General features: G+C 44.1%; 22 protein-coding genes. All 22 read right to left on the reverse strand.

Annotated features, from left to right (window positions below; translation table 11 throughout):
* Positions 1-3: 3 nt before the first annotated feature.
* The 22 genes from folK to rpoC all read right to left on the reverse strand — a co-directional run bounded on the left by folK (position 4) and on the right by rpoC (position 21,391).
* Complete coding sequence (folK, locus tag RWS24_RS02210; RefSeq protein ID WP_314364990.1) at positions 4-816, reverse strand: 2-amino-4-hydroxy-6-hydroxymethyldihydropteridine diphosphokinase; 813 nt, start codon at positions 814-816, stop codon at positions 4-6.
* Between the two features lie 87 nt (positions 817-903).
* Positions 904-1,458: a GTP cyclohydrolase I FolE gene (gene folE / locus RWS24_RS02215; RefSeq protein WP_002903492.1), complete on the reverse strand. Its 555-nt coding sequence runs from the start codon at positions 1,456-1,458 to the stop codon at positions 904-906.
* Entirely contained in the window at positions 1,439-2,833 is a 1,395-nt protein-coding gene (locus tag RWS24_RS02220) for a folylpolyglutamate synthase/dihydrofolate synthase family protein (protein ID WP_314364993.1), read from the reverse strand. Before RWS24_RS02220 ends, folE begins: the two co-directional genes overlap by 20 nt.
* A 1-nt stretch (position 2,834) precedes the next feature.
* Entirely contained in the window at positions 2,835-3,794 is a 960-nt protein-coding gene (gene folP, locus RWS24_RS02225) for a dihydropteroate synthase (RefSeq protein WP_314364995.1), read from the reverse strand.
* A gap of 193 nt (positions 3,795-3,987) precedes the next feature.
* Entirely contained in the window at positions 3,988-4,626 is a 639-nt protein-coding gene (locus tag RWS24_RS02230) for a type II CAAX prenyl endopeptidase Rce1 family protein (protein ID WP_314364998.1), read from the reverse strand.
* A 117-nt stretch (positions 4,627-4,743) separates the two neighbouring features.
* A complete protein-coding gene (locus RWS24_RS02235; protein WP_032912210.1) occupies positions 4,744-5,493 on the reverse strand; it encodes a CPBP family intramembrane glutamic endopeptidase in 750 nt (249 codons plus the stop codon).
* A gap of 143 nt (positions 5,494-5,636) precedes the next feature.
* Positions 5,637-6,830, reverse strand: a complete 1,194-nt coding sequence (locus tag RWS24_RS02240) for an acetate kinase (protein ID WP_004189068.1) — start codon at positions 6,828-6,830, stop codon at positions 5,637-5,639.
* A 36-nt stretch (positions 6,831-6,866) separates the two neighbouring features.
* Positions 6,867-7,832 (reverse strand): class I SAM-dependent methyltransferase, encoded by a 966-nt coding sequence (locus RWS24_RS02245; protein ID WP_004189071.1) that lies wholly within the window; start codon positions 7,830-7,832, stop codon positions 6,867-6,869.
* Positions 7,833-7,913: 81 nt separating this feature from the next.
* Positions 7,914-8,306 carry a competence type IV pilus minor pilin ComGG gene (gene comGG, locus RWS24_RS02250; protein ID WP_004189075.1) on the reverse strand — a complete coding sequence of 131 codons (393 nt, stop codon included), beginning with the start codon at positions 8,304-8,306 and terminating at the stop codon, positions 7,914-7,916.
* Positions 8,287-8,724 carry a competence type IV pilus minor pilin ComGF gene (gene comGF, locus RWS24_RS02255; RefSeq protein WP_004189078.1) on the reverse strand — a complete coding sequence of 146 codons (438 nt, stop codon included), beginning with the start codon at positions 8,722-8,724 and terminating at the stop codon, positions 8,287-8,289. The genes comGG and comGF overlap by 20 nt, the downstream gene beginning before the upstream one ends.
* Positions 8,708-9,001 carry a competence type IV pilus minor pilin ComGE gene (gene comGE / locus RWS24_RS02260; RefSeq protein ID WP_004189080.1) on the reverse strand — a complete coding sequence of 98 codons (294 nt, stop codon included), beginning with the start codon at positions 8,999-9,001 and terminating at the stop codon, positions 8,708-8,710. The genes comGF and comGE overlap by 17 nt, the downstream gene beginning before the upstream one ends.
* On the reverse strand, positions 8,967-9,401 hold the full coding sequence (comGD, locus tag RWS24_RS02265) for a competence type IV pilus minor pilin ComGD (RefSeq protein ID WP_004189083.1): 435 nt from the start codon (positions 9,399-9,401) through the stop codon (positions 8,967-8,969). The genes comGE and comGD overlap by 35 nt, the downstream gene beginning before the upstream one ends.
* The gene (gene comGC, locus RWS24_RS02270; RefSeq protein ID WP_002896769.1) at positions 9,361-9,678 is read right to left on the reverse strand and encodes a competence type IV pilus major pilin ComGC; all 318 of its coding nucleotides are present in this window, start codon (positions 9,676-9,678) and stop codon (positions 9,361-9,363) included. Before comGC ends, comGD begins: the two co-directional genes overlap by 41 nt.
* Positions 9,678-10,712 (reverse strand): competence type IV pilus assembly protein ComGB, encoded by a 1,035-nt coding sequence (gene comGB, locus RWS24_RS02275; protein ID WP_268869606.1) that lies wholly within the window; start codon positions 10,710-10,712, stop codon positions 9,678-9,680. Before comGB ends, comGC begins: the two co-directional genes overlap by 1 nt.
* Positions 10,642-11,583, reverse strand: coding sequence for a competence type IV pilus ATPase ComGA (gene comGA / locus RWS24_RS02280; protein WP_314365008.1), 942 nt, complete (start codon positions 11,581-11,583; stop codon positions 10,642-10,644). Before comGA ends, comGB begins: the two co-directional genes overlap by 71 nt.
* A gap of 129 nt (positions 11,584-11,712) precedes the next feature.
* Positions 11,713-12,093, reverse strand: coding sequence for a DUF1033 family protein (locus RWS24_RS02285; protein WP_314365011.1), 381 nt, complete (start codon positions 12,091-12,093; stop codon positions 11,713-11,715).
* A 376-nt stretch (positions 12,094-12,469) separates the two neighbouring features.
* On the reverse strand, positions 12,470-13,576 hold the full coding sequence (locus RWS24_RS02290) for a glycosyl hydrolase family 8 (protein ID WP_002896776.1): 1,107 nt from the start codon (positions 13,574-13,576) through the stop codon (positions 12,470-12,472).
* Between the two features lie 8 nt (positions 13,577-13,584).
* Positions 13,585-14,895 (reverse strand): glycosyltransferase, encoded by a 1,311-nt coding sequence (locus tag RWS24_RS02295; RefSeq protein WP_223322256.1) that lies wholly within the window; start codon positions 14,893-14,895, stop codon positions 13,585-13,587.
* On the reverse strand, positions 14,888-15,031 hold the full coding sequence (locus RWS24_RS02300; protein ID WP_002896778.1) for a hypothetical protein: 144 nt from the start codon (positions 15,029-15,031) through the stop codon (positions 14,888-14,890). The genes RWS24_RS02295 and RWS24_RS02300 overlap by 8 nt, the downstream gene beginning before the upstream one ends.
* Positions 15,032-15,042: 11 nt before the next feature.
* Entirely contained in the window at positions 15,043-15,831 is a 789-nt protein-coding gene (locus RWS24_RS02305) for a hypothetical protein (RefSeq protein WP_002896779.1), read from the reverse strand.
* Positions 15,824-16,981, reverse strand: coding sequence for a non-hydrolyzing UDP-N-acetylglucosamine 2-epimerase (gene wecB / locus RWS24_RS02310; RefSeq protein WP_314365016.1), 1,158 nt, complete (start codon positions 16,979-16,981; stop codon positions 15,824-15,826). The genes RWS24_RS02305 and wecB overlap by 8 nt, the downstream gene beginning before the upstream one ends.
* Positions 16,982-17,743: 762 nt before the next feature.
* On the reverse strand, positions 17,744-21,391 hold the full coding sequence (rpoC, locus tag RWS24_RS02315; RefSeq protein WP_314365018.1) for a DNA-directed RNA polymerase subunit beta': 3,648 nt from the start codon (positions 21,389-21,391) through the stop codon (positions 17,744-17,746).
* Positions 21,392-21,399 lie beyond the last annotated feature (8 nt).

The following is a 21,399-nucleotide window of genomic DNA, read 5'->3' on the forward strand; positions in this document are numbered from 1 at the left end:
TTCTCATTTTTCAACCTCATCCCAGAGTTGGCGGATGCTTTTTTTCTGTACTGGATCGACAAAGTGTGGAGCGATTTCCACCAGAGATTGCAAGACAAAAGCCCTCTCAGCTACATAAGGATGAGGAACAATCAAGTCCGGACTGTATAGCTCTTCCTGTCCTATGTAAAGAATATCCAGATCAATCACACGAGGTCCCCATTTGATCTCCCGCACGCGCCCTAGATCCGCTTCGATAGCCAAGAGCGTCTGCATTAATTCCTCAGGATTGAGCCAAGTCTCAATTTCAACAACTTGATTGAGAAACGAATCCTGCTCAACCCCACCCCAAGGCTCCGTCTGGATACGGCTTGATGCCTGCAAAATTCTTATATTTTGCTCTGCCATCTTTTCCAGAGCTGCATCCAGATTGGCAGCTGGGCTGCCTTGATTGCTCCCCAGAGCGATAAATGCTTTCCGCTTTTGACGCACTAGCTTGACTGAGCAGGTCTCTAAAGGCAGCGGAACCGGTGCCCAAGGCTTCTTGACCTCAAAGCTGACCTTTTGCACCAAAGGATGAGTCAGAAAAATCCGATTAATCAGCTTATAAGCCAGCGTCTCAATCAAGTCTTCCTTGCTTTCCTGACACCAGTGGGTCAAATCCTGAGCCAATTCTCCATAGTGGATAGAAGCTGTCAGGTCACCTGTTTTGGCAGCCCAAGTCATATCATAGTCCAAAATAAGATCCAGCACAAAACGCTGGCCCAATTCCTTCTCCGCTCCAAACAGACCGTGATAGGCATACACTTCCAAATCCTTAATGCGTAGCTGATCCATTTTCTTATCCTTTCTGATTCAAGTTTCTGCATTTCATTCTTGATAAAACTATCTAGCCTTTCCTGACATGCTTCACCACTGATATGATCAGTGTCCCATCAGTTTGTAAGCTTCATTTTTTAGGTCCTTGTCCGTCGCTAAAATGCCACGCGCCGCTGTAGTAACCGTTGCAGTGCCAGGCTTTCTGACTCCGCGCATATTCATACACATATGCTCAGCTTCCACCCAGACTAAGGCCCCTTGAGCACCCAGATAGTCCATCAAGGCCTCAGCAATCTCTACGGTCAATCGCTCTTGAATCTGCGGTTTCTTGGCATAGACCTCTACCGTCCGGGCCAGCTTGGACAGGCCTGCTACCCGACCATTAGGCACATAGGCGATGTGAACTTTTCCGTAAAATGGCAGGAAGTGGTGCTCACACATGGAATGAAAGAAAATATCCTTCTCCACTACCATATTATTGTCAATGATTTCAAAAGACTTGGCCAGATGCTCCTCAGCAGTCTCACCCAGCCCAGCAAAGATTTCCTGGTACATTTTAGCAATGCGCTGTGGCGTCTCCTGCAAGCCTTCGCGGCTTCCGTCTTCTCCAACCGCCTCAATAATCTGGGCAACAGCTGCTTCAATTTTCTTCGTGTCCATATATGCTCCTATGTTCATTTTTATTTTTTGATAATTGACTTGACTGAGAAGGACGCTCAGCAAAGTCTAACTTGCTATTCTCAAGGATTGCTTTTCTGACCTGAGCTAGAAAATAAAGAGAACCCGTAATCAGCAAAAGCTCATCTGACTCATGCTCTACTGCTAAATAATCTGCTAAATAATCCGGCCATTCTTTGTAAGACAGGCCTTGCTGCTCAGCCAAGGCTTGCATGCTCTCTTTAGAAAAACTCCGCGGATCAGCAAAGGCTGTCAAGCTTATAGCTGCTTTGGGAATCTTTTGCAGCAGCTCCACCATATCATCCAAGGCCTTGGTTTGGATACAAGCAAATAAAATGTGCTTCTTATAAGTCGGATAATGCTGGTCCAGTGTCGCAGCTAGCAACCGCAGGGCATGGGGATTATGGGCTCCATCCAGAAAGATAAGCGGCTGATCCGATATCCTTTCCAAACGCCCAGGCCACTCGGCAGCAAGCAAAGCCCTCTCAACCTCTTCTTTTGTCAATAAGGGCAGCGACTGTAGCTGACAATATAGGTCACACAAGTGCAGAGCTAGTCCAGCATTGTCCGCCTGATGCAGTCCCATCAGAGCTGTTTGATACGAGTCTTTGGCCCGATAGGCATTCGAAAAGGAAAAGCACTCCCCCTTCTCTGACTCTTGATGTTCCACTTGATAAGCTTGAGACCAAGAAGAGAGCGGAGCATCTTTTTCAGCAGCCTTCTGCTCGACTACAGCTAGAGCCTCTGGCTCCAGCCTACCGGTCACAATGGGAACTCCAAGCTTGATAATACCAGCTTTCTGCTCCGCAATGGCCTCTAGAGTGTCACCCAGCAAGGCCACATGATCCAGACCAACTGTCGTGATAGCAGTCAGTAAGGACTGACAGACATTGGTACTGTCCAAAAGCCCACCCATGCCGACCTCGATAATAGCCACATCCACCTGCTGCTGGACAAAGTAATCATAAGCTAGGGCAGTTACAATTTCAAACTCAGTCACTCCCTGTAAACTAGAGTCAGCCGCATGCTGGGCCAAAAGCTCTTGGTAAATAGAAAGTAATCTCTGAAGGTCTTGGTCGGAGATCTCATTGCCATTAATGGCAATCTGCTCATTGTAGCTGACCAGATAAGGAGAGGTAAAGGTGCCAACACGCAGGTCTCGCACCTCCAAAAGTTGGCGCAGATGGGCAATGGTTGAGCCCTTGCCATTCGTCCCTGCAATATGAATGGCTGGCAGCTGCAAATGCGGATTGCCCCGCAACTCCAGCAAAAGCTCCATCCGCTCCAAGCCAAAATGGGGACTGGCTGTCCGATAGGCTTCCAGCCAACTTAAATCAGGTAATTCTTGTTTTTTCATCTTACTTATATTGACCTAGATTGAGATCTTCTGTCTGCTGAGCTAGACGAATCGCATCGCCAACGGCAGCAGCCATCCGGTGCTTAGCCACCTCGTGCACTCTGACAACTTCAACGCCTCTGCTGGCCGCAAGGCTAGTCAGATGGGCTGAAGCTGTATCTCGGTTTTCAAAGCCTTCCTGAGTATTAGGATTGACCTCAAAGCCGTTTTCTTCTAAGATACTAACGAGAAACCGCTTACGAGAAACCCCAAGAAAAATAGGGAAACCAGCCTGATGGAGACTACCCAGCTCCTGCAAAATGAGAAGATTCTCCCGCTTGGTCAAACCGAAACCAATCCCTGGATCCAGCATGATATTATCACGCGAAAGGCCAGCATTTTCAGCCACCTTCAAAGATTTCTCAAAACACTTCCACATTAGTTCTGCAATCGGCAGCTCTGCAAAAAGAGATAACTCTTCCTTTGTGAAGGCTGAACCAAAGCCAAATTCTGGGAAAATTTTTGAGCTGGCATGTTGAGGACGAGCCATCACTGGATTAAACATGACAATGACTGGCGCGCCATATTTCGCAGCAGTCTCTGCCATCTTTTCATCACCCAAAAGACCGGTAATATCGTTAATGATATCTGCACCCGCAGACAAAGCCGCTGCAGCCACTTCAGACTTCCAAGTGTCCACAGAAATCAGAATATCACTTTCCTGACGAATAGCTTCAATGACTGGCACGACCCGCTCTATCTCTTCCTCTTCTTGAATAGCCACAAAATGACTGCCTGGCCGAGTAGACTCACCACCAATATCCAGCATGTGAGCTCCCTCAGAAATCAGCTTTCTAGCCTGAGCCAATGCCGTCTCAACCGTATTGTAGCGCCCACCATCTGAAAAGGAATCCGGCGTCGCATTGATAATGCCACAGAGGCCCGTTCGGCCATTTGGAGCAATTGCTTTTAGATTCACCATTGATTTTCATCTCATTTCTATCGACTTCCCTGCTCTTCAACAAAAAAGGCACACTCATCCAGTGTACCGCAAAGCTCTCAGCAGATGCAGCATCCAGTCCTATGAACTGCACTCGACTTCACAAGAAGACCTTATCTAGCCCCTTGTTTCATTTACCATTTTACCATAATTCTTCTATTTGACAAAACACTTTCTAAAAGCTAAAGGGTAAAAGGCTGAGAATAATCATATTTCTGAGAATATGGGCCAGCATAGACAGCTCCAAACGCTGAAAATAAGGTCTGAGGAGATGGGCAAAGACCAGTCCCAAAACCAGATAAGACAGAAAACACAGAGTTTCCTGAGGATTTTTCGCAAGGGAAAAGCAGAGCAAACCTAGTGCAATCCCCCAGCTCTTCCGATAGCGAAGAGAGGAGTCACTGTCAATAAATTTCGGTGCTGCAGGGGATAAAACGGCGATGTCAATCCCCAGAAGCAAAAGAGAAGATGACAGAAAACTCTCCGTCAGCATCTGCTCCACCGCCTGTCCTGACTGCGCCTCCTTGCCACACAGCAGAAGAACCCCCGCAGCATTGACCAAAATCATCAAAAAATACAAGAAAAGCAGGTGTCGATAGTTGCTTGACTGACGCAAAGAACCTTTGATTTCCTGCAGTTGTCTGGAAAAATAAAAGGCACAACAAAAAAGCAATCCCAGCAAGCCCACCATAAAAAGCAAATTAGCATGACTAAAGACCAAGCGATGAGGCATTGGATGAAGTATGAGCAGCAGTCCCGTCTGAGTCAACATAGCCAGCAATAACAATTGAATGATTTTCTCTAATTTCAGCATATTCTCTCCATTCTTCTCTTATCATTATAGAAAAAGTAAGAGCAAGCTGGGAGAAATCCCCTCAAATGTCCTAATTTGTGCCTCAAATGATCAAAAAAGCAGATATTCTCTGCTTTCCTACTTGTTCACCAAACCTGTCAGTATCATGATGAGTACTGCAACTCCATTTCTCAGCATGTGTGCCAAAATAGACATTTCCAAACGCTTAAATATGTAAGCAACAGTGGCTAAAACAGCACCCATACCTGCATAGATAACAAAACTGCCAATGTTGGTCGGACTATGAAAAAGACCGAAAAGAATGACTCCTACAACCAATCCCCAAACATAATGCTTGGTAAAAATCTTCTGAGGAATCAATCCGCGAAAGACCACTTCCTCCAAGATAGGGGCCTGAATCACAGCTCCTACCACTAATAAAATCTTGGGTACATGCTGAAATAAAGCGTTCAAGGCATCCTGATTAGCAGTGGATATGGCCTGACCTTCCAGTAACATAATAATTGCTCCCAACATGTTGACACCAATCATGACAACATTAGAAACAGCTAACCAGCCCAACGAAGACCATTTGAAGAAGCTAAAGTCAAGGCTCAGCAGTTCTTCTTGCTTCGCCATTCTCAGAACAAAAAAGATAATCAAAAGATATACCACCAGCACAAAGATAGTCTGGCCAGCTGAAAAACTCTTCTCAGAAGCAGTCATCTGTCGGATAAATATAAATGGTATCTGGCTGAGAAATAAGACAAACAGAGTCAGTAGGATGTACTCTAATTTTTTTAGAATTGCTTTCATATCTTCCTCCTTTTCCTTCCTAGTATAGCTTAATTTTCTCTTTTTGTATAGACAATTCTTAACTTCAAGCATTTTATATATCACGTATTGAGAGCCAATACTGATAGTGACTATGAGATCGAATCGCTCAATGTTTTCAAGACCAACAACCAAGAAAATTCTTTCTTAACGCATACAAAAAGCCCAGTCAAACTGAGCTTTTAAATTTTCTTAATTTATTGATTTTTAAAACGTTCAACTTCACGCGCAATGACCAACTCTTCGTCAGTTGGAATAACCAAAACTTTGACCTTGGCATCAGGACTGGAAATCTCGCCTTCAGCACCACGCACATTCTTTTCTGGATCCACGTTACAGCCAAACCACGAGATACCTTCAACAACCAATCTACGAATGGTCACAGAATTTTCACCGATTCCTGCGGTAAAGATGATAGCATCAGCTCCATTTAAGACAGCAAGATACTGACCAATGTATTTCTGAATCCGGTCTACAAAAATGTCGTTAGCTAATTGAGCCTTGGCATCACCTGCCCGCATCGCTTCATGGATATCGCGCATATCACTTGACTTCTCAGAAACTCCAAGCAAGCCAGATTCACGATTCAAGACGCGACTAATATCTTCTGGAGTATTAAAGTCATCTGTGTATTGCATCAGGTAAGGAATGATGGCTGGGTCAATATCCCCTGTACGTGTCCCCATCATGACGCCGCCAAGTGGTGTGAATCCCATAGAGGTATCTACAGAAACGCCCTTGTCAACTGCTGTGATGGAAGCTCCGTTACCGATATGGCAAGTGATAAGCTTGAGTTCTTCAATTGGACGTTCTAAAATTTTAGCAGCTTCCTTGGCTACATACTCATGGCTGGTCCCGTGAGCTCCGTACTTGCGAACCTTATTTTCAGTGTAATATTTAGTCGGAATCGGATAGCGATATGCTTTTTCCGGCATAGTTGTATGGAAAGAGGTGTCAAAGACTACCACGCTGGTGATATCTGGCAGAATTTCTCTAAACGCACGGATGCCTGCAGCATTGGCCGGATTATGCAATGGAGCTAGAAGAGACAACTCCTCTACCTTTTGAATCACTTCTTCATCAACGAGGGCTGAATCCTTAAAGTATTCACCGCCAGCCACAACACGATGACCCACACCGGTAATCTCATCATAAGATTCAATGATATTAAAGCGTTTCAAATCATCCAGCAAAATTTTTACGGCCTGCGTGTGATCTTCAATATCAAGAACCTGCTTCTCTGACCGACCGTCAAACTTCACTGTTGAAATAGAATCCTTGAGACCAATCCGTTCCAGCAAGCCCTTAGCCAATACTTTTTCTTCCGGCATCAAGTAGAGTTGCCATTTTAAGCTTGAGCTTCCTGCATTAATAGAAATTGTTTTCGACATTTCTTCACCTCTTTAAGCGTTTTCAAAATTATTATATCAAAATTTTGTTTGAATTTCACTATCTTTGTACCAGTTTTGAAAACTTTGACGGAATTTAAACATTTCATCATGATCCTGCAAATCCCTCAGAGGATAGATAAAAGGTTGAATGTTATTCGCTTCTTGCTTCCTCAAGACAAAGAGAGTTTTGGCATGCTTGCTGCTTGAGAAAATAGACTCTGGCAAGGTTATCATCGCAATAAACTGAGCCTTGGCTAGGAGCCATTTTTTCAGCAGAGGAGCTTGAGCGCTGGTCAAGAGATCATTTGGTGCCAGAAATATGGCATAGCCTCCCGGCTTTAGATATTTGAGCGATTGCTCCATTAGAAGATGGTGGGCATAAGTGTGCTCATCCGGACTAGCCACTTCATAGCGAGAGGCAATACTGTCGTCTGGATAATAACCGACCGGTAAATCACTGATAATGATATCACTCTCTTTCAGAACCTGAGGCCGAACTGCATCCCCCTGAGCAAAGTGAGCCTTAGAGTTCATAACTTCTGCAATGCTGGCAGAAAGGTCGATTAATAAATCATCTAGTTCCAGACCCAGATAGTCTATCTTCTTTTGAGTATGGTTGAGAATAGTCTCAGCCAAATTCCCAGTCCCACTGCCGATTTCTAATACATCAGCTTCCTCTCCGTGAGCTAGCTGGTCCAATAAGAAAGTAATCAGAAAACCAATTGTATCAGGTGTGAACTGGTGGTTGACCTGCATGGGCTCCGTCTGGGCCGCCTTCATCAGGATAAACTGATAGGCTCTCCGCCACTCTTCCTTGTTCAAATGCAGAGAGCGGATTTTTTCATCGTTGGTCAGAACTTCTTGTAAGTCCGTATCTCCATCTAGGTAAATGCCGTTCTGCTCAATCAGAGCATCATAAAAATTGGTCGCCAGAGCGTTTTGGATATTCTGGACGTTTTCGAGAATCAGAGTATAAGCTTGTTCTATCTTTTCAAAATTCATGGAATCCTCCGTTCATCCTATCATACCAAAAATAAAGCCCCTTTCCAAGATATATAAAATTACAAAGATTTTACAGTTATATTAGTCCGACTTACTAGCTTCGTCCGAAATCGCTTTCTCTTTTTTGTCAGTTGCTTTCTTGTCTTCCTTTGCTTTATCCTCATCTTTCTTAGAAATGGTAAAAGTAAAGGAATAGGAATGACCGCTGCTGATCTGACTGCTGATTTCCAGTTCCTTCCCTTTCTTACGGTAGACAGCCTTGCCCTGCTCAAACTCCATCTCACCGCTATCATCCTTGGCTGTAGCTTTTGTCAGAACTACCATTGCATAGGCTTCCGTCCTTTCCCTGTTGAAAAGCTGCAAACGCTGACTGCTGACTTGACGGTTGAGATAAAACTGCAGGAGCAGGCTAAAGACAGCAGCCATCAATAGCGCATACAGTAAAATACCAGCCTCAACTTTCTTCTTCCACACGATAGACGAACTCCCTCTCTAAGCCTTTGTCAAAGCGAAAATGAAGATGGACAAGCTTACCGTCCTGACGGACGTCAGCTGCTTCTAAACCATAAATCATGGGCTGGTAGCCGCGACCGCTCTTATCTGTTTTACGGAAATCATCGCCCTTAGATTTCCCCAATGCCAAGTCCCTGCCATCCTGTTTGACATAAATTTTATTGTCTTCAACCTTTTCAAACTGGCTACGGGAAAGCTCGGTCTCCAGCTGGTCAGCAAACAAAAGCCACTCTTGCTGTTGATTGTTCTCCTGCTGATGCAGTTCTGAAGATATGAGCTGGGTCATGGCCTGAAAGACTAACACCCCGCCACTGAGAACCAGCAAGGCTACTAAGGCCTCCAAGAGAGTAAAAGCCTTGACTTTAAGGTTTTTGGACACGGATAACTACCTCCCCTTCGTGATAGACCAGCAGCTGCTTATCTGTCTTAAGCTGACGCACAGCAATTCCGTTGATCTGAAGCTCTTCTTGTCCTGTCTGCAGAGCCATGCGAGCTACCAGAAGCACTTCTTCCTGCTGCAGAAGGACCGGCTGCTCCTTACGAGACCGGCTAATCTGTCCCAGAAGCAGACTGGCAATAGCCGCAAAAACTGCCATAGCCACCAGAGCTTCCAGCAGAATGCTAGCCTGAAGCTGTCGTCTTTTTAAACTTTCCATTGCCCATATAAAGCTGGTAAACAACTGTCCTGTCCTCCGTCTGAAAAATAATCTTGCTGAGTGATGAATTCCCACCAGCCCGGTCAAACAGAATGACCTGCTGCTCATGTTCCTGCAAAGTTTGCGGAAAATCCAGTTCTTGATAGCCATTGGAAATCTGCCGTCCTGAAATCTCCAGAGAAAGCTTCTCATGCCCAGCCAAGCTCAGCCTCTGCGTCTCCTGATAAAGCCTCTCAAATTCTAAAAAGAAGAGTTGCTCTTGAACCTGATTGAAGCCAGCCCTGACCGAGCCAGATAAGCCTAGTAGTAGAAAACTAACGACAAAAAGAACGAGGAGACTTTCCAGCAGTGTAAAAGCCTTAATTGGCAACCGCTTGAGTTTCGCCACTGTGTTTTCCATAGTAAGCCTTATAAGAATCTGCCTGCTTCTGACTGATATTTCCTGCGCTGACTAGCTTGCTCAGGCTAGCCTTTTCATTGGTATTCTTCAGTTCATACAGCTCCGCCTGGCTTTCTACCACCTTGACCACCGCTGCAGTTCCTGTATCTGAAACAGCATCTTTTTGCTTGGTCAGATTAGGCACAAAGAGCAGCAAGAGTACGCTGATAACCAGCAAGACAATCAGCATTTCCACAAGGGTGAATGCTTGAACTTTTAAGGTATTAAGTTTTTTCATTACAAATGAACCTCCATATTCTGATAAATGGGCAAGAGCATTGCCGCATAAAGTAAAACAATCACTAAGGCAACAAAAATAAATACTAGGGGCTGAATGAAATTCATGGCCCGGTTGATACGTAGGAAAAATTCCTCCCAAATCTTTTCAGCATAGACTTCCAGCTCACTGCCTAGCTTGGACTTAACCTCACCATACTCGATCATCAGGGACAATTCTTTCTTAAAGAAAGGGTAGCTTGCTACCTTGTCCGCATAGCCCTGACCACCTTGTAATGCAGCAGCCATATCTTCTCCGATTTCTTTAAAGAGCTGGGAAGGCTGGTCTTGCATAATCGCAAAAATCTGACTCAGTTCCAAGCCCTGACCAATCATATTTCCCCATTCACGAGCATAATAAGCGGTCAAGTAAGCCTGTACCAAATGTCCAAAAAAGGGCAGAGCTGCTAGTTTACTGAAAAAACGAATCTTGGATGACTTTCGATAGTAAAAGAGAGCCACTGAAACCAAGACAGCTAAAGCAAGGCTGCTCCACAAAAAGATCTGAGGCAGGTGATTAATCAGCTGAGTAGCTAGATTCTGGCTGTCCAATTGAGGCAAAAGATAGTTGCGCAATCCCAGCATGATAAGGACCAAAAATCCCAGCAGCATGAGAGGATAGGTCCCTACCTCTATCAATTTTTTCTTAACCTTGGATAGATTTTCCAGATAGGTCTCAATCTTGCCCAGACTAAGTGTCAGATTGCCATGCAGCTCAGATAAGGACAGCTGGGTTACAACACTGTCAGAAAATCCCAGTCGACTGACAATCTCTGAAAAGGACTGACCAGCTGACAAGCCTGCCCGCATTTCTGCCACATAAGCCTCCTCCAGCAAGGCACTTCGCCTCAGAAAGTCTACAATCTCTGCTAGGTGAAAACCGCTGCTGAAGAGATTATGAAAGAGCTCAATAATCTTTTTCTGCTTAGGCGTAGACAATTTTTTCGGTCTCCCTTTGCTCAGCACTGATATGTCCTTCTGCAAAAAGCTGATCAATTTGCTGATTCCAGACTTCGGCTTTGTGCTCTTGATAGTTTTGACTGACAAAATCAACGACACCTCCTCCCCCAATTAAACGCTGGTAACAAACACCTTGCAACACCATTCTTAGCTCATCCTCACTAACGCCCAATTCCAAAAGCCGCTCATAGACACCTCGAACACTCTTGGCATGAATCGTTGAAAAGACCGTAGCTCCAGTCAAACTTGCCCGAACCACTGCTCTAGCTGTCTCTCGATCACGGATTTCCCCGATAATCAAGAGATCCGGACGATGTCGCAGAGACAGCTTAATCAGACTATCATAAGTCATGCCAATGGTTTCGTTCAGCTGCAGCTGCAGCATAGCCTCTTGCTTAATCTCAACCGGATCTTCAATCGACATAACCTGCTGACCAGAAAATTTGAGCTGAGCCAAATGGTACATCAAGGTCGTCTTGCCACTGCCGACTGGGCCTGAGAATAGATAGAGGCCGCGAGACTGAATTTTCTTGCGCAGCTCTGGCAATTGCTCAAACCAAAAGCGCAGCTCCCTGTCTTCATCATGCAGGAGCCGGATGACCAGACTTTCAAAACCACGGTAATCCCCAACTGTCGACAGCCGGATTGAAACCTTGGCTTCCTCACAGTCATAATCGCAAGACCCAAGCTGACTGCGGCGCTTCTCTCCAACATTCATACCTGCGACAAACTTAAAGTGGCTGATAACAGCTGACAAAAGCTCAAAATCATAAGTCTTTATAAAGCGACGTTCATCACCAATCCTCATATAAAGCTCATAGCAAGTGCTCTTAGGAATGAGGTAAATATCCTGCGCCCCTTCTTGCCGAGCCTGCCTGATCATTTCTTTTGCAATTTCTTGAACCATACATCCTCCTCACCTTACTATTCGCAAAAAATCCAGAAAAAGAAAAAACAGCGGAAGAAACTTAACTTCTAGTAAGTCAGGTCTCTTCTGCTGCTCTATTATCAGATTTGCAAAATATATTCTGTCGATTTAAAGAGGCTTAGCGGTTTTTAGTTTAGCTGAGCAAGCTCGGTGCTTTTCAAGGCCGTTCTGCTTAGTATAGCCTGGCCGGTACTTGCTCTTAGGAATCTTGCACTCATTCTCCAGCAAAAACAGTGAGTGGTACTGCTGAACATTCTCATCACACTCCTCGCACCAGCGCTGATCCTCCGGATCCCAAAAAATTGTCATTAAATCACTGCGGCTCTTATACAAAGGTGACTGGTCTGCCATTTGCAGCCAGCGGTTTTTATAATACTTAAGGGCTTCATAATAATCATCGAACTGCTTTTTTGCAACGATATCCTCTTCCCAGCCATCCAGGAACCACCACGGTTCATAGTCCCCGTACATCTCAATTACACAATACATACTCGTCCTCTCTTTGTACCGTATATTATATATGAATTCTTTGACGAACAAAACTATTTTGCTCAAAATCAGAAAACAAGAACTTTATTGGAACGGAGACAAGCACATCACTCTTCATAATATGAAGATTAACATCACGGATAGTATTCTTAACCATGCGAACAAATAGTGTTGGTCCATTTACACATACGACAGGTTTCTCAACATCTAGAAACTGGATAAGTCCTGATTTAGCATAAATACAAGCTTTCTATTTTGACAATTTCTGAAATAAATCTCAATCTTTTTCTTCAAAAAAGGTGAGACAAATGTCATTTTGTCCCACCCTATTGTCTGCATGATCTTAAGCAAAATTTTCATCTTGCTTGTTTCTGCATTATAAAGTTTCTAAAGCAATCATCGTTGTCACAGCTGCGTCATAGTAATTATCTGACGGCAAACCTTGCATGAAGAGATATTTATTCTGCTGCACCAATTTGCGGAATTCCATATTGTTATTAGCCGCATAGAATACTGGAGCAGTAAAGCTGCCAGCCTGATTACTATTGAGAGCCTTCCCTTTCAGAGTGTAGCCCGCATAGATCTTTTCTTGACTGAGGAAGAAGTTTAACATCTTCTTCAGCATTTTTTGACTTTTTTCATCCTTGCTTTGAGCCAGGTTGTAAGGAAGTCGGCAGGCATTATAAGAATAATAGCCATCATTTGCAGATTCAACCGTATCAGCATCAGCTGCCCGAACTTTGTCGCCTTCAACCCAGATAAAGTCTGGTATCAAACCAGTCTTATTATCAGCGCTGATTGCTTCAAGTTTGCTGAGCATGTTATCCCGGATTGTCAGCCACTGCTTATCCTTTGTCAACTCATAGAAAGCTTGGAACTGCTGCGGCAATGTATCAGAAGTCCGCATGAGATTATAAAATTTCGATTCTGCATTTGCCCAGTTCCCAACCGTCAAAACGCCGTTGCTTTCATTATAGTTATATGCCAAGACATCTTTCAGAATAGCCTGAGCCTGATCTTGGTATTCTTTAGCCTTGTCCGGCCACTGCTTAGCAGCCTGAATCAAAGCATAGGCAATGTAGAGATCACCGTCTGTAGCATTGTTTTCGTCTTCATGGTTGCTCTTACCATCCTTAATCGTCTGTTTCCAAGACATGAGTTGGGTATCTTTCAGACGATGAGCTAGATAATATTGGTAGAGCTTTTCAAAATCAGCAGAACTGGCATCGCCTTGCTTAGCTGCATCCACAGCAATCACCATGCCATATCCCTGTGCCTCAGACAGCACAACATCTTCGGTCTTACTGTTTGTCGTCCTGATATAAGACAATTTGTCCTTGGTTACGACATATTCTTTAGACCATTGGCTGTATATCTTCTTTTTGATATTAGGAGTACTGCCCATGCGGGTGTACAACAGGATACCAGCCAAGACAGCCAGAATTGTCACAAACCAAATAAATCTTAATCTTGTTCTTTTCACACTTTCTCCTAACCTGCAAATCGTTTTGTTTTAACCCACTTGGTTTCTTTCCGCTTCAAAATCTTGTCCAAGATAACAGATCCTACTGCATCTAAAGAAACAACGATAAAGAGCTGAGAGTAAGTCAAATAGGACACAAGAGCCAGCCAAATCTGTTTGGTGGTCGCCTGTCCAAACTGAGAAGCCAGGGCGATATTGATCTGCAAAAGATAAAGCAAAATCATCAGAAGCCAGTTAAAGAGCATCAGCTGGACGATATAGATATTCTGAGCATCAAAAGCGAAAGGAATCCGCACATCTGGTATAAAGAGCTGGGTAATCATTGCCGCTACATTGGCAAAGAAAACCAAGTCAGATAAGACAATCGCCAAATTGAACCAGAAGAAGATACAAGAATAATTAAACACTTCCAGTTTTACGCGCCAATTACCGCCGCTAAAGAGATGCTTGAAGTTGGCAAGAACCACCTCGTAATTCCCCTTAGCCCAGCGCTTACGCTGCATGTAATAGGACTTGAGGGTCTCTGGTTCTTGCTGGAAAGCCTCTGAGTTATAAGCCAAGGCAATCAGCTTACCGCTCTGCATAATCTTAAAGGAAATTTCCGTATCCTCTGTCAAGGCACCATTTTTCCAACCACCAATACTCTTAACAAACTCAGTGTTAATCAAGAAGTTTGTACCTGGAATCCGTCCAATCTTGAAGAGATGCCACATACCTACGTGGTAAACACGCTGAGTTACAACAATCTCTTGGTTGATACAACGTGTCAGGAAGTTCTGGTTGGCATTACGGGTCTTATTACGTCCAAAGGAAGCAACGTGGCGTTCTGGATCTTCCAAAACTTTCTTGACTAGGAAGTAGAGGGCATTCTTTTCTGGCATGGCATCCGCATCATAGACACAGATATATTCACCTTTGGCCATCTTCAGGGCATCATTCAGCACCCCAGCCTTACCTCCCGTACCAGTACGGTCTGTAATTATAACATTGCGTCCAGCATACTCAGGCATAGCCTGTACTTTCAGCATTTCCTGATAAGTATCGTCCGAGCAGTTGTCCGCAAAGAGCAGAACTTCCACTCGATCATGAGGATAATCCAAATCCAGAATGGCCTTAGTTGTCTGAGCGATAACCACATCTTCATTGTGGGCTGGGACAACGACTGTAACCATAGGATAATGTTCCAATGGGCTGGTATCCACGTTGAAGTCACTGCGTTTCATCCAGAAATGCACGGAAGAGCATAGAATAACCAAAGCCCAAGCCAGAGACATCCAGATGGAGAACAGAGTGACAATCATAATAAGTTGACTAATCATGACGAGTCACCGCCCTAAAATTTTTATTGACCCGATTGTAAATAACCAGATAATAAATGAAGAGGACCAAAAAGCTAATAGCAAAAAAGATACTTAGCACCATAGAGATGATAAAAAATACTTCTGTTAAAGACATGTGTTTACCTCCTAATATTCTACGATAATGTCGGTTTCAAGCTGACGCTCCAGATTGCTCAAAGCGTCATCAAAATTATGGAATTTGTCAATATTTTGAGCGTTCAATTTTAAACTGCCGGACTGAAACTGAATTTTTTGGTCAGTTTTCTTATTCTCAAAGTGCATCATCGTTAAATCGTCACGCACTTTCTCTTGGAAATATTCCTTGACTTCCTGATCCAGATCTTCTACCAGAACGAGAAAGTTACCATTGGATACATAGTAAACTGTTTCTACATTCTGGAAGTCCCAGTTAAGCAGTCGTAAAATTCTCTTGAGCATCCGCTTGTACTCCCGAGAGTGAATTTGATAAAAATGATGATTGTGTGCCCAATGGACCAGCAAAGCCTGAAAGGCTGGAGCTTGTTTCTGATTTACTTTCTGAACCATTTCTTCATAGGCCTCAGCAGCATCTTCACTGTCATCCTGCACTAATCCCAAGCGCTGATGGAGATAGAAATTCACTCGGCTGGTCAGCCAAGCACTGACAGGGAAGACATAAAGCAAGAAGAGAACCTGATTGTCCGGTAGATAGGTTACATCAAAGAGTAAGATCAGAGTTGCGATAACCACACCCAGAATCATAGCCCATGTCACCAAGAGATCAGATAGGACAAAGACACTAAAAATACCTAATAAAATCAGCGCGATTCCGATATAAAATATGTTAGCTGCAAAATTCCAACTGTAGAAAAGAATTAGTCCAATTGCCAGTACAAAGACGGCTAATGATTTTTCTAGTCCTTTTTTCCTAAACATTTTTTACTCCTGTCTTAAATTCTTCCGGCCTAGCTGTCTGCTTAAAATAGTGGGCAATAGCTTGAGCAATCCGCTCAGAAGCCTTACCGTCACCATACGGATTGCTGGCTTGGGCCATTTCCTGATAGAGTGACTCATCTGTCAGCAGGGCTTCCATCGCCTCTGCTACTGCTTGAGTTTCTGTACCGACCAGCTTCAAGGTGCCGGCTTCAACTCCTTCTGGTCTCTCTGTTGTATCACGAAGTACCAGTACAGGCTTACCTAAGGAAGGTGCTTCCTCTTGTACTCCGCCTGAGTCTGACATGATAAAGTAGCTTTTAGCTGCGATATTATGGAAATCCAACACATCCAAAGGCTCAATCAGATGAATTTTCTCATTGTCACTCAGAATTTCTCTAGCCGCTTCCTGAACCGCTGGGCTCAGGTGAACAGGATAGACAATTTCCACATCATCATGGGCATCTACAATCTGCCGTAGAGTTCGAAAGACCCTTCTCATTGGCTCTCCTTGATTTTCCCGGCGATGCATAGTCACCAAAATCATCTTGCGAGCTGGATCAATACGGTCAAGCACCTCATGCTGATAATCAGCCTGGACGGTCAGCTTGAGAGCGTCAATAGCTGTATTTCCTGTCACAAAAACCGTTTCTGCCGGATGGTTTTCCTTGAGCAAGTTAGCCTTACTCTGATCCGTTGGTGCAAAATACAAGTCCGTCAAAGAGTCGGTCATCTGACGATTCATCTCTTCTGGGAAAGGAGAGTATTTGTTCCAAGTCCGCAAACCAGCTTCTACGTGGCCAATACGAACTTGATTATAAAATGCTGCAAGACTAGCCGCAAAGGTCGTTGTCGTATCACCGTGCACCAGCATAATATCTGGCTTGTTTTCCTTTAAGATGTCATCTAGCTTATGCAAGATCTTGACAGTAATATCTGTCAGGGTTTGATTCTGCCCCATAATATCCAAATCATAATCAGGCTTAATCTTAAAAGTTTCAAGTACCTGATCCAGCATCTGACGATGCTGAGCAGTCACAACTGTTGTTGTCTCAAACAAGTCTGCCTGCCTCTTCAGTTCAATAACCAGCGGAGCCATCTTAATTGCTTCTGGACGAGTTCCAAAAACAACCATTACCTTAATTTTCTTCATTTTTCCTCACCAAAAATCAACATTGTTATATTAACTTTTTACTAAAAAATGTTTGTTTTAAGTAACCTTAGTTATTTTACCATCAAGCGTTTCAATAATCAAAGCATGAACTATTATTTTATGCTTTCTTAATAGTAATTTACATGTTGGTAACTTATTTAAGATTATTTTAATTTTCTTAACTTAACTGTAACTTAAAATTGCTGAAATTTTTCGGTTTTCTCAAAAAAATAAATAAAAAGGAAAGAATTTATAGGCTTAAAGCCCTGATTTATGCAGAATTTTGTGTTTTTTACCTATATTTTTTAATCTTTATTCATTGTAATAAAATATTATTCTATTTGTAATCTAATTGTTTTCTATTCTTTATATTTCAAAATCCTCCCTTCATGAATGAGCTAGCTAGATAAACGCCAGCTACTGTTCTCCACAATCTTCGACCACCACCATTAAAACCAATCTCCTCTTTTTTAAAATTTCAAACCTGCCCCTCCTACTATTTTAGGATTTTTAAAATAGTATAACCTAGCGCTATCATACTACAAAAAACCAGCTACCTCCCTGATTAAAAATAAATATGGCATCTCGCATCATAGAAAAACTGAAACAGGAAATCTTGAATATTTCTTCTATAGTCGTTGATCCATAAAGGAGAACTTAAAAACAACTTTCTAAGTATATTATAGGATAATATTTAGTTGCGAGCAAAAAATTATCGGCTGCAACAAAAAATCCCTCCCGAAAATCGGGAGGGAAAGTTCTTTATTTAAGAACAATATTTTCTTCAGTTTCAAATCCACCTGGCAGTTCTGTCACTTCGTCGATAATTTCAACTTCATTGACAGCCTGAGGCTCCAAATTACGATAGCGGGCCATACCAGTACCAGCTGGGATAATCTTACCGATGATAACATTTTCCTTGAGTCCGAGCAGATGGTCTTTCTTACCACGGATAGCAGCATCTGTCAGGACACGAGTTGTTTCCTGGAAGGAAGCTGCAGACAAGAAGCTGTTTGTCTCAAGGGAAGCCTTAGTGATTCCCATGAGGACTGGACGAGCTGTCGCAGGTACACCACCTGAGATAACCACATCACGGTTAGCATCTGTAAAGTCTGTGATATCCATAAGAGTTCCCATAAGAAGATCTGTATCACCTGGATCCATGACGCGCACCTTGCGAATCATCTGACGAACCATTACTTCGATGTGTTTGTCGCCGATTTCTACCCCTTGGCTGCGGTAAACTTTTTGTACTTCGGCAAGCAGGTAAGTTTCAACAGACAAGACATCACGGACAGCCAGCAAGTGCTTAGGTTGGATAGAACCTTCAGTCAAGGCAGCACCACGGGAAACTTGGTCGCCAACTTCTACCTTCATGCGGGCTGTAAATGGTACCACATATTCACCTTCGCCAGTTTGGCCTTTAACAAAAACCTTCTTGGTACGAGTAGATGCATCTTCTTCGATAGCAGTAACTTCACCCTTGACTTCAGTTATGACCGCTTCCCCTTTCGGATTGCGGGCTTCAAAGATTTCTTGGACACGAGGAAGACCTTGTGTGATATCGGTATTAGAGGCTACACCACCCGTGTGGAAGGTCCGCATGGTCAGCTGTGTACCAGGCTCCCCGATAGATTGAGCAGCGATGGTTCCGACTGCTTCACCGACTTCAACCGCATCCCCAGTTGCCAAGTTGATACCGTAACAATGACGACAGACACCATGGCGGGTGTTACATGTAAAGACGGAGCGGATTGTAACTTCTTCAACACCAGCATTAACGATTTCGCGAGCCTTATCTTCTGTGATCAACTCATTTGGACCAATGATAACCGCACCAGTTTCTGGATGTTTTACTGTTTTCTTAGTGTAACGACCATTGAGACGCTCTTCCAGAGACTCGATCATTTCCTTGCCTTCTGTGATAGAAGTGATGAGCAAGCCGCGGTCTGTACCACAGTCATCTTCACGGATAATCACATCTTGGGCAACGTCAACCAGACGACGAGTCAGGTAACCTGAGTCGGCAGTCTTAAGGGCCGTATCTGTCATACCCTTACGAGCACCGTGGGTTGAGAAGAACATTTCCAAAACAGACAGACCTTCACGGAAGTTAGACAAGATTGGCAATTCCATGATACGTCCATTTGGCGCAGCCATCAGACCACGCATACCGGCCAACTGGGAGAAGTTAGATATGTTACCGCGGGCTCCAGAGTCCATCATCATAACGATAGGGTTCTTCGGATCCTGGTTGGCAACCAAACGTTTTTCCAATTTCTCACGAGCTGCCCGCCACTCAGCAGTAACTGCATTGTAGCGCTCGTCATCTGTAATCATACCGCGGCGGAATTGCTTGGTGATTTGGTCTACACGCTTGTGGGATTCTTCAATAATCTCAGCCTTGTCTTCCACAACTGGGATATCAGCGATACCCACCGTCAAACCAGCCAAAGTAGAATGGTGGTAACCCAAGTTCTTCAAGCGGTCAAGCAAAGCAGATGTTTCTGTTGTACGGAAGCGTTTGAAGATTTCTGCGATGATATTACCAAGATTTTTCTTCTTAAACGGAACATTGATCTCAAGTTGTTCAATAACTTCCTTGATGTCTTGCCCTGACTCCAAGAAATACTTAGCTGGCACACCTTCTGTCAAGTTAGCATTAGTCGGCTCTTGCAGATAAGGCAATTCCTCTGGCATAATCGCGTTAAAGAGAATTTTACCAACAGTTGTCATCAAAATCTTATGCTTCTGGTCTTCTGTCCAAGGCTTATTAAGACTGTCTGTTGCGATACCAACACGAGTATGCAAGTGAACATAGCCATTGCGGAGAGCCATTACAGCTTCATCCATATCTTTGAAGACCATGCCTTCGCCTTCGCGGCCAGCCTCTTCCATGGTCAGGTAGTAGTTCCCCAAGACCATATCCTGAGAAGGTGTTACAACTGGTTTACCATCTTTCGGATTCAAGATATGTTCAGCAGCCAGCATGAGGATACGAGCTTCAGCTTGGGCTTCCTCTGACAATGGTACGTGGATGGCCATTTGGTCACCGTCAAAGTCGGCATTGTAGGCTTCACAGACCAGTGGATGCAAACGAAGAGCTTTACCATCAATCAGAACTGGCTCAAAGGCCTGAATTCCCAAACGGTGAAGGGTCGGTGCCCGGTTAAGAAGCACTGGGTGTTCCTTGATTACTTCTTCAAGAATATCCCAGATACGCTCATCTCCTCGTTCTACCAAGCGTTTAGCAGCTTTCACGTTCTGCACAATATCACGGGCAACGATTTCCCGCATGACAAAGGGCTTGAAGAGCTCAATCGCCATTTCACGTGGCACCCCACATTGATACATTTTCAATGTAGGACCAACGGCGATAACGGAACGACCTGAGAAGTCAACCCGTTTACCCAGCAAGTTTTGACGGAAACGACCTTGTTTCCCTTTAAGCATGTGGCTCAGAGACTTGAGCGGACGGCTGCCTGGTCCAGTAATCGGACGGCCTCGGCGACCGTTATCAATCAAAGCATCAACCGCTTCTTGCAGCATGCGCTTCTCATTTTGAACGATGATACCAGGTGCATTGAGTTCTAGTAAACGAGCCAAACGGTTGTTCCGGTTGATAACCCGGCGATAGAGATCATTGAGGTCAGAAGCCGCAAAACGACCACCATCCAGCTGAACCATAGGGCGCAAATCTGGCGGAATAACCGGCAGGATATTGAGGACCATCCATTCTGGCTTATTGCCAGACTTGTAGAAGGCGTCCAAGACATCCAAGCGACGAACAGCTTTGATCCGTTTTTGACCTGAAGCAGTTTTCAATTCTTCTTTGAGGACAGCAATCTCAGCTTCCAAGTCCACCTGTTTCAAGAGGTCTTGAATAGCTTCTGCTCCCATTTTGGCTACAAATGAGCCTGCACCATACTCGCGTAAACGCTCACGGTACTCACGTTCCGTCATGATTGACTTGTGCTCTAGCGGTGTATCCTTAGGATCAATCACCACATAAGCCGCAAAATAAATGACTTCTTCCAAGGCACGTGGGCTCATATCCAAAGTGAGCCCCATGCGGCTTGGAATTCCTTTAAAGTACCAAATATGTGAAACAGGTGCCTTCAATTCAATGTGGCCCATACGCTCACGGCGAACCTTGGCGCGGGTTACTTCAACACCACAGCGGTCACAGACGATTCCTTTGTAACGAATCCGTTTGTACTTACCACAGGCACATTCCCAGTCCTTGGTTGGACCGAAGATCACTTCGTCAAAAAGGCCTTCGCGTTCTGGTTTCAGGGTTCGGTAATTGATTGTTTCAGGTTTCTTCACTTCCCCATAAGACCATGAACGGACCTTATTGGGAGAAGCTAGGGTGATTTGCATACTTTTAAAACGATTTACATCAACCACTATTTCTT

The organism is uncultured Streptococcus sp. (assembly GCF_963528215.1).
Classification (GTDB): domain Bacteria; phylum Bacillota; class Bacilli; order Lactobacillales; family Streptococcaceae; genus Streptococcus.